We start from the raw sequence: 16354 nt of genomic DNA, 5'->3' as shown, positions 1-16354 counted from the left end.
TCCCTGGTGGCCGGTTCAGTACGCGTAGGGCCAGGCAGCGGCGTCGTAGCCGATGCGGTTGACGCCGAGCAGCGACGCGCCGTTCTCGGCGTAGTAGTGGTAGAAGAGGACGTCGCCGTCGGTGTCGGCGAGGACCGCCTGGTGGCCGGGGCCGTGCACGCTGCCGTGCGAGGCCAGGATCTGCGTGCCGCCCCCGGCGAGCATGTCCCGGCCCGCGCGGTCGACGAACGGCCCGGTGGGGCTCGCCGAGCGACCGACCATGATCCGGTACGTGCTGGCGGCGCCCTGGCAGCATCTGTCGAACGAGACGTACAGGTAGTACCAGGCGCCGCGCTTGACCAGGACGGGCGCCTCGATGCCGGGGCCGTAGTTGGCGAGCGCGTACATGGCGGTGCCGAGCCGGCGTCCGGTGGCCGGGTCGATCGGGATCATCTTGATGCCGGACCAGAACGAGCCGAAGGTGAGCCACCAGCGGCCCTGGTCGTCGACGGTGAGGTTCGGGTCGATGGCGTTGAAGTCGTCGGTGGTCCGCGACTCGACGACGAGCCCCTCGTGGGTCCAGCTCCCGGAGTTCCCGGTGGTGCTGGTCGCCAGGAAGATCGCCGAGCGGTTGGAACCGAACGTCGACGCCGAGTAGTACAGGTGGTAGCGCCCGTTGCGGTACGACAGGTCCGGCGCCCACAGGTTGCGCGCTCCCCCGGTGTAGGTGGTGGTCCACGGCGCGCCGCCGGGGAAGACGGCGCCCGCGTTGCGGAAGGCGATCCGGTCGGCGGAGGTCTTCAGCGCGATGCCGTCACCGGTGTGCGCGACGAGGTAGGTGCCGTCGGGTCGCTTGACCACCGTTGGGTCGTGGACGCCGATGTCCCCGGTCACCCGGCCAGGCTGCGGGTAGGCCGGCGCCGGGGTGGTGGGCGCAGGGCTGGTGGGTGCCGGGGTCGTCGGCGTGCCGCCGCCCACCCGGATCAGTTGCCACTGCTGGTTGGCGCCGTCGAGATCGGCGTAGCCGGCCAGCCGGCCACCGTCGGCCGTCGACCACTGCCACACGTCGACGACCTTGTTCCACTGCCGGTTCACGAACCGCACGAACCCGCCCGCGGAGTCCTGCAACCGGAACTGCTGGGTGGCCGACGAGCGGTCGGTGCTCTGCACGAGCTGGGTGCCGTCGCCGCCATTCGGCAACTCCAGCACCTTTCCGCTGTGCCGGGATCGCACCTTGTAGAACCCGCCGCCGGCGTCCACGAACTGCCACTGCTGCACCGCGAGGTCGTTGCGCGTCCACTGGTTCACCGGCGCGTTCTCCGCGGTCGACCAGTCGTACAGGTCCATCGCCTTGCCGCTGTGCCGGTTCACGACGACGTACGACGCGGACGTGTCGACTGTCGCCGCCGACGCCGGCGGCATCCCTGCCACCACCCCCGCGGCGAGGACGGCCGCCGCCGAGACCACGACCGCGGCCGTACGCGTCGTCCGAGCGGTCCCTGTCACCGAAACCTCCTGCGCTCGGCCGCCTCCGGCTCCCGGAAGCACGATCGGGGGCGAAGGATGATGGCGGCGGCGTTACGTCCGGGTTACCGGTCATGTTGTCGATAACATCGATATCTGTCAAGGTCTTGCTCATTCCCGCTCCTGCCCGACGTCACATCACGGCGCACTCGTCTCACGGCGCGGGCGATTAGTTAGCGCTAACAGAGCTGCTGACAGGGCTCCGGCCGCACGCCGGAGCCGCGTCGCCGGCTTAGCGCGGGTCGGCCGGACCCGGGTCGTTCGCGTCCACGATGGCGACCGGAGTGCCCAGCTCCACGGTGCGGGACACGGTGCAGAGCCGGTCGTGCGACTGCCGCAGCGAACGCGGCAGCACCTCTCGTGCCCGGTCACCGTCCGCGCCGTCCGGGAACGTCACCGCGAACGTGACGGTGAGGTTCTCCATCCGGTTCCCGGCCTCCGGGTCACGGATCTTGTCGCCGCTCACCGTGACGGCGAACCGGGTCGGTTCGGCGCGCCGGCTGGTCACGTGGTCGACGTCCACGGCGGTGCAGCCGCCGAGGGCCGCCAGCAGCAGTTCCACGGGCGTGAAGGTCGCGTCCTCCCCCGTACCCATCGACAGCTCGCCGCCGCGGGCGTTGCGCGCGACGTATCTGCCCACGCTGGTGCGCTCGATCTCCACCGACCGGAAGGTGTCGTCACTCATGCGACGAACCTACCGAAAAGCGTTCCGCGAACGTGCGGTACACCGGTGTGCCCGGCAACCCGTCACGAACGGCGAACACCACGAGGTCGAACCGGTCGACCACCCGGAGCGCGTCGGCGAACGCACCGGCCACCGTCGCCGGGTCGTTCCGGAACACCCCGCACCCCCACGCGCCCAGCACCACTGTCCGATGCCCGTGCGCGGCCGCCACCTCCAGCACCCGCCGGGCGCGCCGGCCCAGCGCCGCCGGCACGTCCGCGGCGTGCTCCGGCTGATTGCGCACCATCGCGCCCAGGTTGGGCGCCGCCGCGGTCAGGAAGGACGTCGTGTACGGCTGGTCGAGCAGGTCGCCCTTGTCGTCCCGGAACACCGGCACGCCCGGCGAGTAGACGACCCGGTCGCTGTACCGCAGATCCCGCTGCGCCCGGTGGAAGGCGTAGAAGTCGGGCGCCGCGAGCAGACACGGGTACAGCGCGGACGCGCGGGCGATGCTCTCCTCCTGCGCCTTCGCGCCGCCCAGGAACCCGCCGCCCGGGTTCTTCGCCGACGCGAACACCAGACACGCCGCGCCGGGCCCGAGCCGGCGGGCCGCCTGCAACGTCGACTCGTGCGTCACCTCAAGGTCGCCGGTGCCGGGCTTCGCGCCGTCGACATGGAGGACCTCGTCCGGCAGGTGCTCACGGGTGCCGGCGACGGCGGCGCGTACCGCCGCTTCGATCGCGATGTCCTCGCCGGCATTGTTGCGATAGCGTCCGGCTTCGGTGATCGCGACCGTATGCCGGGCGATCTCGCGGAGACGGCCACTCATCCGGCATACCCGTCGATGTCGTGCATGATCGGCAATCTAGGCAGTCCCTGCCGCGTCGGGCAACCGATTAGTGGCCGCCGCCGGTCGGCTCGCCGGGTCAAGTGCAGCCGGTCCCGACCGCGGACCGAGGGCTACCGCCCCGCCGGCTCCCCCAGCAGCCGGTCCAGGGCCCGGTCGGCCACCGCCGCGATCGTGAGCGCCGGATTTGGTCCCACCGGCCCGGGCATCGCCGAGCCGTCGAGCACGTAGAGCCCGGGATGACCGAACACCTGGCCGTGCCCGTCGCACACCCCGTCCCCCCGGTGGCGGCCCATCGGCGCGCCCCCGAGCGGATGGACGGTGACCACCCGGCGCAGCCACCACGCGGGGTTGTCGGTGTAGCGGCCACCCAGGACGTCGGCCACCGCTCGCATCGTGGACCGGACCGCCGCGAAATAGCCGGCGCTGGTCCGGGTCGTCCAGTCCACGTCGAGGTGGTCGCCGCGCAGCCGGAACACGCCGTCCGGCACGTCCCGTCCCATACCGAGGAGCGGCAGCGAGCCGGCGGAGAGCCGGCCGTCGCCGAGCAGCCGGGCCAGTCCCCCGCCCAGACCGCTGCGGGGCGAGCCGGTGAGCCGGGCCGACAGCCAGTCCACAGCGAACCGCAGCCGGCGGGCCGGGGCGCCGGACAGCCGGGACGACTCCGCCAGCCAGTCCACGAACCCGGGGTAGCCGCCGTCCTGAAGATAGAAGCCGCGGCCCGGAGAGCCGTCCCCGTCGTGCGCGTCCCCCACCCGGATGGCCGTGGTGATGACGGGCCCGCGGCTGGCCGAGAAGCGGGTGGCGTCGCCGCGACGTGGCGGCCGGATCAGCCCGAGCAGGTCACCGTTGCCGCTGAACCGGGTGCCGAGTGCCGGGCCGACGGCGGGCAGCCGGTGCCGGTTCCGCAGCAGCAGGTACGTGGTGCCGTACGTGCCCGCGGCGAGCACCAGACGGTCACAGGTGATCGTCCTGCCCGGCCGGGCGCGGCCGTCGCTCCGCCGGTCCTCGTCGGCCGGGTCGTGGACGAGATACCGGACCTCGTACCCGCCGCCGCGCCGGGGGCGGATCGTCCGGACCTCGGCGCGGGTCCGCAGCTCCGCGCCGTGCCACCGGGCCGCCGACAGGTAGGTGTGGTCGAGGGTGTTCTTGGCGCCGTCGTTGCAGCCGATGTCGCACTCTCCGCACAACCGGCAGGTGCGGCGCGGCGCGGCGTGCAGGTTGCCGTACGCCGGCTCGGCGATCAGCGCGGCCGGGACCGGCTCCGCGCCCGGCCCCGGAGCGAAGCTGACCGCGAGCGGCGGGTACTGGTACGCCAGTCCCAGCCGTTCGGCTGCCGTCCTCATCGCCGCCGCCTTGGGCACCGAGCGGTACGGCGGACGGTCGGCCGGGAACCGGCTGGCGCCCAGCATCCGCTCGACCCGGTCGTAGTGCGGGTCCAGGTCGGCCCGGGTCACCGGCCAGTTCTCATGGCCGGCGCCGGGCACCGGATCCTCGGTGACGAACCAGTGCTCGTCCTTGCGCAGCAGGACGTTCGCGTAGATCAGGGAGCCGCCGCCGAGGCCACTGGCCACCACCGACTCCAGTCCCCGGAAGGTCCACACGTCGAACAGGCCGTACAGCCCTTCGCTCGGATCCCAGAACGCCCGGCCCATCTCCTGCGGCGTACGCGGGAAGCTGCCCGGCGGGTACGGCCGCCCGCGCTCCAGCACCACGGTGCGGCGGCCCGCCTCCGCCAGCCGGTACGCGGCGACCGAGCCGCCGAATCCGGAGCCGACGACCACCGCGTCGACGTGCTCGTGGGTTTCCATGTTCCGGTCTCCTCTCGGAGCGCGTGGATCAGGGGCGCGTGGGTCAGGGGCGCGTGGTCAGGGAGGCCGTCTCCTGGAGTCCGCGGAGCACGTAGGGCACCGCCTCGGCCTGGAAGTCGATGTCCGGCGCCAGTTCGCGCACCGAGCCCTCGAGCACCAGCAGGGCGAGGATCGGGAAGACGAACTGCGGGTCGGCGTACAGGCCGCGGGAGCGCTGGATGGCGAAGAGCGAGGCCGCGAAGGACACCAGGTCGAAGTCCGCGGCCGCGACCGAGCTGTTGCGGGCCACCAGCGCCACCACGTCCTCCCGGAAGCCGTCCCGGTCGTACCCGCCGCCGGGCGCCCGGGCCGTCGACAGCAGGACCTCGGCGCAGCGTCGCCCGTCGTTGCGGCCGAGGTGGTAGAAGAACTCGGCGAAGGTACGGCGCGCGAAGTCGGTCAGACAGCGGACGAAGCCCGCGTCGACGATCACCGCCGTCCCGTCCGCCATCAGGTAGAGGTTTCCCGGGTGCAGGTCACAGTGGACGAAGCCGTCCCGGAAGAGCATCTGGTAGGCGGCCCGCAGCCCGTTGAGCACCGCCGTCCGGCGAGCGCCGGTCGGCTGGGCGTCGCGTACCAGCCCGTCCATCCACTCCGTCACCAGAACCGTGCGGCTGGACAGCTCGGGCACGACGGCCGGCACCCGGACATCGGGCAGGGTGTGCAGGTTCTCCCGCAACCGGGTCAGCGACCGGGCCTCGCGGACGAAGTCGAGTTGCTCGTACACGGCCGCCGAGACCTGGTCGACGATCTCCGCCAGCGGAACCCGGCGCAGCGCCGGCAGCCGGCCCACCGCGCGGGCGACGGCGCCGACCAGAGCCAGGTCGAGCCTCATGGTCCGGTCGATTCCCGGCCGCCGCACCTTGACGGCCACCTCGCGGCCGTCCCTGAGCCGTGCGCGGAAGACGCAGGCGATGCTGCCCGCCGCCGTGAGGGTCAGCCCGGACGCCTCCCCGACGACGGAGCCGGTCAACCTCGGCGGCACGGTCCGGACGACCGCGGCGATGTCGAACGGCGGTGACACCCGGTCGTGCAGCCGGGACAGGCTCCGGCAGAGCCGGGGAGGCAGCACGTCGGACCGGGTGCTGAGCACCTGTCCCAGCTTGACGTAGGCCGGGCCGAGCCCTTCGACGGCATCGGTGAGCGTGGCCGCCACCCGCTCCCGCGGGGCGACCCGGCCGGCGCCGCCCGGACCGGTCCGGCGCAACGCGTCGACCAGCAAACGGGCGCCGAGCCGGCCGGTCCAGCCGGCCAGCAGGACGGCGACCGTTCCCGCCCGGACCACGAGTGACAATCGTACGAACATTGATTCCCGCACCGCTTTCTCCCGACCTCGACGACGGGGGGAACAATAGTTCGCAACAACCCCCGACCGGGTTTCTCGAATGCAGGAGAGCAAGACTTCGCAGTTCTCCGGCATTCGCAGTTACGCGTTCTTGCTGCGCTGCGCCGGACGGTTGACGCCGCGCTGCCGCGCTGCCAACCCTGGAGGGGCACCACCGCAGGCGGGGCCATGGCATGTGGAGCAGCGGCCAGCGGAGCCGGCCGCCACCGGGCGGCTTCATGGTTCTTCGCCTGCGGCCCGAATCCTGAACCGGCAATGAGGTCGCGAATGGTTCGCACTCGGTCTGCAGCCGGTGCCCGTATTCGCCATCCGAGGCGGAACCCCCGATGACTGCTCCGCATCGGGATCCGCCGCACGCATAACACAGGCACCGCAATCACCAGAGATGAAAGGGTGATCACGAAAATGACGCTCCAATCCATCGGCCTGTCCACCGGGGGCCGGGACCGCGCGCCGCAGTGGGAGCATTACCTCAAGGGTGACCCGGCGCTGCTGAACAGCGAGTTCGGCGACATCCTGGACCGGGACGCCGTCCGGCTCGACATCCGCACCGACGACCAGGTGGCGTACGAGGCGCTGCACCACCCGGACCCGATGGTTCGCGAGCAGTCGCTGTACCAGGCGATGGACCGCCGGCTGACCGGGACGATCGACCTGATCGCCGAGAGCATCGCCAGCGACGAGAACCGCGAGGTGCGGTGGAACGCGCTGTGGGCGCTGGAGAAGATCGGCGGCCCGCGGGCCCTGCAGGTCATCGAGCGGCACATCGACGACGACGACGCGGACGTCGGCGAGTGGGCGCGGTTGTTCAGCTCCGAGCTGCGCACCGGCGTGCCGGCCTTCGACAACCGGTCGTTCACCTGGGACGGCGACCGGACCTTCGACGAGACGATCCTGCTCAACATCCACTGCGACGTCTACGTCGCCCTGGACGAGACGGGCCGCAACTGGGGCAAGATCTCCCTGTCCCCGCAGGGACTCGCCCGAAGCTACGGGCAGGCGCACGCGTGCCCGAACGTGGACACCCGCAACCAGAAGCTGATCATCAGCAAGACGCTCTCCGGCCTGCACGACGACGGCTCGCCGCACACCGAGAACTTCGTGTTCCGGGGTCTGACGAACCACGCCAACGCCGGTCGGGGCAGCTTCTACTTCGAGTCCCGCGGCCTGCGCCCGGTCTTCCTGTCCGGCCGCGCGGACGACGACAGCCTGGGCCACCGCAACGAGATGGTCGCGGCCAAGCGCAGCGGTGAGTGGACCCTCGACCCGCAGATCCAGATCAAGGGCGAGTCGGCCATCCGCTACGTCCGGGGCCGCGTGCACACCTGGGGGTACGTCAACTTCGACACCATGGCGGGCAGCTCGCTGGAGGAGGTGCTGTTCCCGGGCAACAGCATCCTCGGCACCCTGGACACCCCCACGGGGCCGCTCGCCAACGCGTTCATCGTGGGCACGTTCAAGGGCAAGCTGGTCGACTGGGACGGCGACGGCAAGATCAACGTCAACTCCCTCGACATCTACTCCACGCTCGACGGGGACGTCGACTCCGACCAGGACGGCGTAGCCGACATCCCGGGCGTGCAGTTCTGCCCGCGCACCAACTGGATGAACTGAGCTGATTGGTCTCCGGGGCGGACGGCGAATGCCGGCCGCCCCGGAGCCGTATCTGTGGATTCTTTGGCGGGCCGATGACGACAATCAGTGTCTTTGCCACAGTCAGGTCTTTCCGCCGTCGACATCACGCCATTGGTGAGGACATTAGCAAGATTGCGACTATACGCACAGCGTGACGAGCTGTTGACTGAACGCTCAGCGGCGCAGCCGGCAGAACGTCAGTTCGAGTGCCTGGAGGCGTACGAATCTCGGGCCTTTGTGCCCGGATGAGGACTGGTCGGCGGCAAGGAGAGACGCCCGCCCGGACTCCGTCGGACCACCGTCCGATGCTCAAGTAAATCCTAGGGGAGGCCATACGATGACCACCGCCGATCAAGCATGGCGACAGGGGGGGAACTGTATGGATTGCGCCCAATTCATGACGTGCAGCACCCTGGGCGTCTGCCTCGGCAATCCTACCGACGCGGCCCGGCTGGATTCCGTCACCCGAGCCGTCGAATACATGACTGAATGTCTTTCGGAACCTCAGCGGCTGTCCGACATCGCCCAGGCCGCATTGCTCAGCCCGTTCCACTTCCACCGGGTCTTCCGACACGTCACCTCCACCACGCCCGCGCGGTTCCTGACCGCGCTACGGATGGCTCAGGCCCGGAACCTCCTTGTCAATTCGAACCTGTCGGTGACCGAGGTCTGCATGGCCGTCGGCTACTCCAGTCTCGGCACCTTCATCAGCCAGTTCACCCGGCTGACCGGGATGTCGCCGCGTCGGTTCCGGTCCGCGATGTCCGTCTTCGGCCAGGTACGACTGAGCGAGCTGACCGATCCGGCCGCCGACCGCCACTGCGCCCCGGGCCCGGTCGGCGCCGTAACCGGAGGACCGAGCGGCGGCGGGTGCGCGGTGCTGGCGCTGTACCGGTCGGAAGAGCCCGACGACGTCCCGCTGACCTACGGCGTGCTGGAGACCAACCGTCTCAGCCGCATCCGGCCGCTGGCCGACGGGGCCTACCACGCCGTGGCGCTCGGGTTCGACAAGACCTCGACGCTGTCCGACGTGCTCGGCGACAACGGCCGGCAGGTGGAGTTCGTCGGCACGGGCGGCGCACCCATCGTGGTCCGCGGCGGGCGCACCTTCCGGACCTTCCAGGTCGCGCTGCGGCGACCTCGCCCCATCGATCCTCCGCTGCAGCTCACCTCGTCGGTGCTCGCCCTCGCCCAGCGCAGGCGTCCGCAGCTGCTGGCTACCGGCAGCTGACGACGCAGGACGGCGCGTCCCCGACGAGGGGGTGCCGACACCGCGGCGCCCGACCCGTTAACCGGGTCGGGCGCCGCGACTGTGTCAGGCGGTGAAGGCCGCCAGGGCCGCCCGCAGGTCGACCGGCGGATCGACGGGAACCGGCCCGGCCGGGGTGGGGCGCAGACAGGCCACCGTCTGCCGGCCCCGGGCCACCTCCCGCCCCGCCCGGAGGAACTCGAAGTGCATGCTCAGCCGGTGGCCCTCCCGGCCGTCGGCGCTCATCCGCACCTCGATCTCCTCCAGGCCGAAGCACTCCTCGTAGTAGTCCATCGCGCACGACACTGTCACCAGCGTCAGCTCACCTCGACGGAGCTGGTCCAGGACGGCCGGTGCGTGGTCGGCGAGGAAGCGCTCCCGGCAGTGCCCCTGCCAGTGCAGGAAGTGGGCGAAGTAGACGTTGCCCACCATGTTGGTCTCGTCCAGGGTGACCACGTGCCGGTAGACGTACCAGCCGGTCATGACGCCACCGGCCGGGTCGCCACCGCCACGGCCACCCGCGTCGCCCCGTCGGCCCAGGCCGGCACTGTCACCACGGTCAGGTCCCGGCCGGTCGAGACGAGCAGGCCGTCCGGCTCCGGCTCCCCGTGCGCCAGCACCTGGTCCGGGTCGGCGCCGAGCTTGACCAGCGCCTCGCGGGCGGCCCACAGCCGGGTGGCGGCCACCGCCGGGTCGTCACCGGTCCGCCGGCCGAGCTCCTCGGCGCTCGCCCGCGCGCCGTCGTCCAGCAACCCGGCCGGAGGCCGGTCGGTCACCGGTTCCCAGTCCACCCCGACCGGACGATCGGCCAGCGCGACGAGCACCTGCCCGTCGGCGTAGCTCGCCGAGGCGTACCGGCCCGGCACGTGGAGCGCGCCGGACGGCTGGTGGTCCACGTCCGCCTCGGGCACGGCGAGATGCCGGGCCAGCAGCCGGCGGGCGCCGTCCGCCTCGCGCCGGCCGGGCCCCACCACGAGTTCGACCGCGTCGACCGCACCGGCCTCGATCAGCCGGCGGGTCAGCCACGGGCCCACCAGCTCCGCGCCGAGCCGGCCGCCGGACCTGGCCACCGCGAACTCCCGGTTGTCGCCGACCGCCCGCAGCCGTAGACCCCGCCAACGGGCCACCGGTACGCCGGCGTGCGCGACGTCCACGTCGAAGACGTACTCGTCGGCACTGTGCCGCACCTCCCGGGCCTCGACGGTGAGCCGCCCCCGCAGCGGCCGCCAGACGACCACCTCCGCCGCGCCCACCGGCAGCACCCTGCGGTGCGGCGCGCAGGCGAGCAGCGCGTGGATCGCCGCGTCGTGCCCTCCCGGGCTGCCCAGCAGCAGCTCCTGCCCGAGGAAGGAGGCGAACCAGCGGTCCCGGTCGTCGGCGTCGACGGTGGCGCGCACCGCGAACGCCGAGACCGGTCCGGCGTGCGTCAGGCGGCGCATCCGTCCCTCGTGGAAGAGCACCGGGCCGTACCACGGATGCGGGGTGGTGGCCTCCCGCCCGCTGTCCACGGGTGACTCCGGCCGGTGCGCGGCATCGTCCGCCGTGGCGGCGGCCGGCAGTGCCGGCGGGTCGGTGACCGTCCCGGCGAACCGGTCCGTGGCGAAGCCGTCGGTGTCCGCGCGGATCGCCACCGCCACGTCCCCGCCGATCTCCGCGGCCAGTGCCGCCACCCGGATCCGCCTCGTCCGGCGCTCGGGGACGTCGATCGGCGCGGCGAAGCTCGCGTCGCGGACCGCCCAGCCGGCCCGGCTTCCGGTGGTCAACGCCGCCACCTGCACCATCGCCTCCAGTCCGAGCACGGCGGGCAGCAGCGGCGCGTCGCCGACCCGGTGCTCCCGCAGGTACGGGTCCGCCCCGACGGACAACTCCGCCTCGGTCACCGTGGCGACCTGCCCGACCCGGCCGATCACCGACTCGGCGAAGCGCAGCCGGCCCGGCTCGGGGGTGCCGGGCGCGGGCGCCGGGCTCAGGGTGCCGGACTCGGGGAAGGCAGCAGTGCAGAGCACTGTCACCGGAGCGGTCGGATCGGTGAGGATCCGCCACAGCGCCCCGACGCCGTCGTCGGGCGCGATCCCGGCCACCCCCCGGCGGCGCAGCGAGTCGAGCACGTCGAGCCGCACCCCCATGCCGATCCCGGACCAGACCGACCACTCGACGAGGTGCACCCGGGTCTCCGGGTGATCGCCGGCCCACCGTTCCACGTCGTGCCGCAGCCACTCGTTACCGATGCAGTAGGCGGCCTGCCCGGCGAGCCCCTGCCGGCCGATGATGGAACCGAACGCGAGCACCAGCCGCAGGTCCGGTCCGACCGCGTCGAGCACCGACCGGAGTCCGGTCACCTTCCCGCCCAGGTGCTCGCGGAGGTCCCCGGCAGTGACGTCGGTCAGCTGGGCCGGCCGGTTGATCCCCGCCCCGTGCACCACCGCCCGGACCGGACCCAGCCGGCCGGCGCCGAGCACCTCCCGTACCGCGTCGGGATCGGTCAGGTCGACCCGCTCGTAGCGCAACCGGTCGTCGCCGAGGACCGTGCGTAGCCGGCGCAGCGCCTCCCCGGTCTCGGCGTCCTCGGCGGGACGCCGGCCGAGGACCACCAGCCGGCATCCGGTCCGCTCGGCGACGGCCGCCGCGGCGAAGGCGGTGATTCCGGTGGCGCCACCGGTGACGACGCAGACGTCGCCGGGCCCCAGCGGCACCTCCCGGGTCTCCTCGGCGGGCCGATGCACGGAGGTCACCAGCCGCTGGACGCCACCGGGCCCGGCCCGCAGTTCCGCGTACCCGGCCGGCACCGCCAGCCCGGCCAGCAGGCCCACGTCCCCGTCCGCGGACACGTCGAGCACCGTCACGGCGCAGCCGGAGATCTCCGCCGCCACCGACCGGCCCACGGCGGCGGCGGCCGGGTGGTCGTCGTGCACGATCGCCAGCCGGGCCGGCCGCTGCCCGGCGATGCGGGCCAGCAGCGCGGCCACCTGCTCCGGGCCGTCGTCCGGGCCGAGCGCGACGGCGAGACCGTGCGACGTCGCCGTCCCGTCGGGTACGGCGGGGAAGACCGTGTGCAGGGGATGTCCGGCCGGCGCCTCGACCCGCCACCGCACGGAGCCGGCGGCCGGCGGCCCGGACAGCGGTCCCCGCAGCGGAACCCAGTCGTGCCGGAACAGCCGCACCCACGGCGCGAGGCCCTGCGCCGGCGCATCGTCGTCGCCGGCGGCGGGCAGTTGCGCGAGCACCTCGGCCGCCTCGGCGACTGTCGCGTCGGCCAGTGACAGGGGCGCGGCCGGGGGTTGCCGACCCAGGGCCGCGGCGACCGCGGCGACGGTGCGGGCCACCTGCAGCGAGTTCAGGTGCAGGTCGCCGAGCAGCCGGCTGGCCGGGGTGATGCCCGCCACCGGCAGTTCCAGCTCGGCGGCGAGGTGGGCGCGCAACCGGCCGAGCGGGTCGTCGGGACGGGGAGCGGACCCGGCCGGGTCTACCGACCCGGCCGGGTCCGCCTCGGGCGGGGTCGGCGCCGGTCGAGCGGAGGCGGTCCTCACCACCGCTGCTGCGACACTCGACGGCTGCTCGACCCGGCCCGGAGGGGAGTCGCGCTCCGCGTCGGCGGACGCGGAGCGCGACCCCGGCAGCCCGGCGCGAGAGATGCCGGCTCCGCACGGGCTGCTGAGGAACGTCATGGCCGCCCCGGGCCGGAGCGGACGGTAGGGCCGCCCGTCGTACCAGGCGGCGAGGTCGCCCGCGCCGGCGACCACGACCGCGGCGGTGGCGAGGGCGAGCGAGCGCGGCGGACCGCCGCAGTCCAGGCTGACCGCCGGTACCGGCAGGAAGCGGGTGACCAGCCGCGACAGCACGGTTCCCGGGCCCGCCTCGACCAGCAGGTCGCACCGCTGGCCGAGGTCGCGGGCGGCGGCGGCGAAGCGCACCGGGGCGGTGAGCTGACGGGTGAGCAGTGCCGCCAGGTCGTCGACCGTCCGCACGTCCGCGCCCGTCACGGTGGACGTCACGGACCGCGCCGGCGGGGCGAACTCGACAGTGTTCAGCTCGGCGGCCCACGCCGGCAGCGCGGGTTCCATCGCGGGGCTGTGGAAGGCGTGCGACACCGGCAACCGGATCGCCTCGACCTCGCTGTCGCGCAGCGCCGCCGCCAGCCGGGTGAGGTTCTCGTCGGCCCCGGCGAGCACCGTACGGTCGGGGGCGTTGAGCGCCGCGACCACGAGTCCGTGCTCGTCCGCCAGCCGGATCGCCCGCGTCTCGTCGACGGAGAGGCTCACCATCCCGGTGCCGGGCACACCACTGTGCTCCATCACCCGTCCGCGGGCGGCAGCCAGCGCGACGAGCCGGCCCGGGTCCAGCGCACCGGCCCAGGCGAGGGCGGTCAGCTCGCCGAGGCTGTGCCCGACGGCGCCGACCGGGGCGCAGCCGAGCCGGTCCAGCCAGGCGAGCCCGAGCAGCGACTGCCACACGACAGCCGGCTGCGCGGCCTCGGTGCCGGTGGCGCCGGTGGCCGCCGGCCCCTCGGGCAGGTCGCCGAGCAGCCGGGCCAGCGGGCCGGCGTCGTACCGCACCGGTGCTCCCTGGCCGGGCAGGAGCAGGCCCACCCGGGCGGGCGGTCCGCCACCCAACGCCACCCCCGCCGCCTCGTCCACCACGACGCGCCCGTCCCAGGTGGCGAGCAGGCCCGTCGCCGCGCGGGCCGCCGCCGACAGCTCGTCGGCGTCCCCGGCGACCAGGGCACAGCGGATCCCGGCCGTGCCGCCGGCACCGGCGGCGAGCGTCGCCGCCACGTCGCCGACCTCGGCGTCGCTGAGCGTCGCGCCCCAGCTGCCCAGCAGGTCGAGCCGTTCGGCCAGCTCCGCCGTGGTGGCCGCCTCGATCAGCAGGATCTCCGGTCGTACCGGACGGCGGGACCAGGACCGCACCGAGGGCGGGAGGCGACGGCGACCCACGGCGGCGGGATCGGCGTTCTCCACCACCACGTGGCTGTTGATCCCACCGAAGCCCATCGCGGACACCCCGGCGGCCAGCCGCCCGCCCGGCCACGGTTCCGGCTCGTCGAGCACCCGCAGGGTGGCGTCCGGCGCACGCAGCAGAGGATGCGGCGTCTCGCAGCCGGTGGTCGGCGGAAGGACCCGGTGGTACGCGGCCAGGACCGTCTTGATCAGTGCGGCCGCTCCGGCGGCCGCCTTCGTGTGCCCGATGTTCGCCTTCACCGAACCGAGCGCCGCCGCCCCGGGCGCGTGCCGCCGGATCCCGGCCAGCGTCTCCAGCTCGACCCGGTCGCCGACGGCGGTTCCGGTGCCGTGCCCCTCGATCAGGGCGATCTGCTCCGGCGCCAGTCCGGCCATCCGGTACGCGCGCCGCAGCGCCAGCGCCTGTCCCCCGGCGTCCGGGCGGGTCAGGCCCCCGGACCCGTCGGAGGACGTCGCCCATCCGGTCAGCCGCGCGTAGACGCGCAGGCCGCGCCGTTCCGCCTCGTCGGCGCGCATCAGGGCGACGATCCCGCACCCCTCCCCGGGCAGGAACCCGGTGGGCCGCTCGTCGTACACCCGCATCTCGCCGTCGGCGAGCGCGCCGAGGCGGGCGAAGCCGATCATCTCCAGCGGGTCCAGAGACAGGTCGACGCCTCCGGCGAGGGCGAAGTTCAGCTCGCCGGAGAGCAGCGCGTTGGCGGCTGTGACGACGGCCAGCAGACTCGACGCGCAGGCGCCGTCCACCGTGTAGCCGGTGCCGTGGAAGTCGAAGTGGTTGCAGATCCGGCCGGCGATGGTGTTGCTCAGGGCCCCGGCCAGCGATTCGTCGCCCGGCTCGGGGAACGCCGCCGCGATGCCGCGCCGGGCCTGGTCGACCACCTGCGCGGCGACGGCGGAGTCCACTCCGGTCTGCCGCAGCGCCGCCTCGACCGAGCGGCGTACGAACGGCCAGTGCAGCCGTACCAGGCCGGCCCGGGTGAACTCGCCGGTGAGCGAGTTGCCGAGGATCACGCCGACCCGGTCGGCGTCCAGGCCGGCGCCCGAGGGGAAGCCGGCGTCGGACAGGGCGGCCGCCGCCGTCTCCAGTGCCAGCCAGTGCGTGTGGTCGGCCGCCCGCCAGCTCGACCCGGACACGCGGAAGGCTTCACGGTCGAAGTGCCAGTCGCGCAGCAGCCCGGCCCGGCGGACGTACGTGGACTCCGGCGCGTGCGGCGCGCCGAGCCGGTGCTCGGGGTCCAGGCGCGTGGCCGGGATGGCCCGGAACGCGCGGCGGCGGGCCAGCACCGACCGCCACAGCTGTGCCGGGTCGTCGGCATCCGGGTAGCGGCAGGCCAGGCCGACGACCGCGATCTGCCGTTCGCCCGGCCTCATGCCGCCTCCCGCAGCCGGACCCGCCGGGCCCGGGCCGGCCGGCGACGGCCGATCAGGAGCAGACCCGCGCGCAGGGCGCAGGTGATGACCAGGGCGAGGAACAGCCCGTACGACACGTGCGCGAGCACCAGCAGTCCGTAGACCGCCGCGGTGCACAGCCCGAACGCCCACTGGTTGGCGCGGGCACGGGGGGTCGTCCCCGGGTCGGTGATCATGTAGTTGGTGAAGAGGATGAAGGCCAGGCCGGTCATCGGCAGCAGCGCGGCGACGAAGTCGTGGTCGAAGAGGAGGGCACGCAGCAGCGCCTGCGCGACGAACCCGGTCAGCCAGCCGAGGATGAGCGGCATCTTCCCGGTGAGCTTGCCGTTGAGCAGCGTGCCGGCCATCAGGACACCGAGCGGCAGCAGCCAGTCCAGCGCACCGGAGACCCCGGCGGTGAACTGGTAGGGCGGCGCGATGCTGACCCACGGGAAGAGCACGAGGGTCAGCGCGATGCCCGCGTTGGACGGGTTGAGCACGTGCCGGGCACGGCCGTCGATCCGGATCCGCAGGACGTGGCGGGAGCCCACAGCGGCCGCGACGGCGAACAGGTACGGCCAGGGTGAGGAGTTGCCGTACAACAGCATGGCGCAGGCCAGCGCGCCGATGTGCGTGGGCAGGAGATGGTCCACCAGCCGCCGGAAGCCACCGGCGAAGGCGGGCGCGCGGCCCTCGGCCCGGGCGGCGAGCGTCTCCAGTGTCAGGTCGAGGGCGTAGCCCAGCAGGAGGGTCAGCACCGGCGTCACCGGGGCCTGCTCGAACCCGAGGAAGAGGTGACCGAGCACCGTGAGGATCGTGATGGACAGGGCGAAGCGGCGCAGGGCCGTCAGGCGGAGGTCTCTCGCGGCAGCGGACGTCACAGCGGTCACCGTTTCCGTCGGTGGATGGTCGGG

10 protein-coding genes are annotated in these 16354 nt (G+C 73.3%); 2 read left to right on the top strand and 8 right to left on the bottom strand.

The features are described 5' to 3' along the window. Positions 1–15 precede the first annotated feature (15 nt). From IF06_RS0102910 to IF06_RS0102890, 5 genes are all read right to left on the bottom strand, one after another. Complete coding sequence (locus IF06_RS0102910; protein ID WP_030268756.1) at positions 16–1485, bottom strand: family 43 glycosylhydrolase; 1470 nt, start codon at positions 1483–1485, stop codon at positions 16–18. Between the two features lie 250 nt (positions 1486–1735). Then, positions 1736–2188 (bottom strand): OsmC family protein, encoded by a 453-nt coding sequence (locus IF06_RS0102905; RefSeq protein ID WP_030268754.1) that lies wholly within the window; start codon positions 2186–2188, stop codon positions 1736–1738. Beyond that, complete coding sequence (locus IF06_RS0102900) at positions 2181–2996, bottom strand: TIGR02452 family protein (RefSeq protein WP_030268751.1); 816 nt, start codon at positions 2994–2996, stop codon at positions 2181–2183. Before IF06_RS0102900 ends, IF06_RS0102905 begins: the two co-directional genes overlap by 8 nt. 131 nt (positions 2997–3127) lie before the next feature. Further along, positions 3128–4825, bottom strand: coding sequence for a GMC oxidoreductase (locus tag IF06_RS0102895; protein WP_030268749.1), 1698 nt, complete (start codon positions 4823–4825; stop codon positions 3128–3130). A gap of 43 nt (positions 4826–4868) precedes the next feature. Next, entirely contained in the window at positions 4869–6149 is a 1281-nt protein-coding gene (locus IF06_RS0102890) for an ABC1 kinase family protein (RefSeq protein ID WP_232236604.1), read from the bottom strand. Positions 6150–6614: 465 nt separating this feature from the next. On the opposite strand from IF06_RS0102890, the gene IF06_RS0102885 reads away from it, so the two are divergent. After that, complete coding sequence (locus IF06_RS0102885; RefSeq protein ID WP_013285685.1) at positions 6615–7823, top strand: HEAT repeat domain-containing protein; 1209 nt, start codon at positions 6615–6617, stop codon at positions 7821–7823. 358 nt (positions 7824–8181) lie between these two features. After that, positions 8182–9075, top strand: coding sequence for a helix-turn-helix domain-containing protein (locus tag IF06_RS0102880; protein ID WP_030268744.1), 894 nt, complete (start codon positions 8182–8184; stop codon positions 9073–9075). An 84-nt stretch (positions 9076–9159) separates the two neighbouring features. Here IF06_RS0102880 and IF06_RS0102875 read toward each other — a convergent pair whose 3' ends face one another. From IF06_RS0102875 to IF06_RS0102865, 3 genes are read right to left on the bottom strand one after another with little or no spacing between them, the layout of a single operon-like run. Next, positions 9160–9576, bottom strand: a complete 417-nt coding sequence (locus IF06_RS0102875; RefSeq protein ID WP_013477245.1) for an acyl-CoA thioesterase — start codon at positions 9574–9576, stop codon at positions 9160–9162. Then, complete coding sequence (locus tag IF06_RS0102870; RefSeq protein ID WP_030268741.1) at positions 9573–15422, bottom strand: type I polyketide synthase; 5850 nt, start codon at positions 15420–15422, stop codon at positions 9573–9575. Before IF06_RS0102870 ends, IF06_RS0102875 begins: the two co-directional genes overlap by 4 nt. Continuing rightward, complete coding sequence (locus IF06_RS0102865) at positions 15419–16321, bottom strand: hypothetical protein (protein ID WP_013285681.1); 903 nt, start codon at positions 16319–16321, stop codon at positions 15419–15421. The genes IF06_RS0102870 and IF06_RS0102865 overlap by 4 nt, the downstream gene beginning before the upstream one ends. Positions 16322–16354 lie beyond the last annotated feature (33 nt).

Source organism: Micromonospora globosa, assembly GCF_000717585.1.
Classification (GTDB): domain Bacteria; phylum Actinomycetota; class Actinomycetes; order Mycobacteriales; family Micromonosporaceae; genus Micromonospora; species Micromonospora aurantiaca.
The sequence above is the reverse complement of the archived record's forward strand: the minus strand, read 5'-3'. Positions and strand labels throughout refer to the sequence as shown.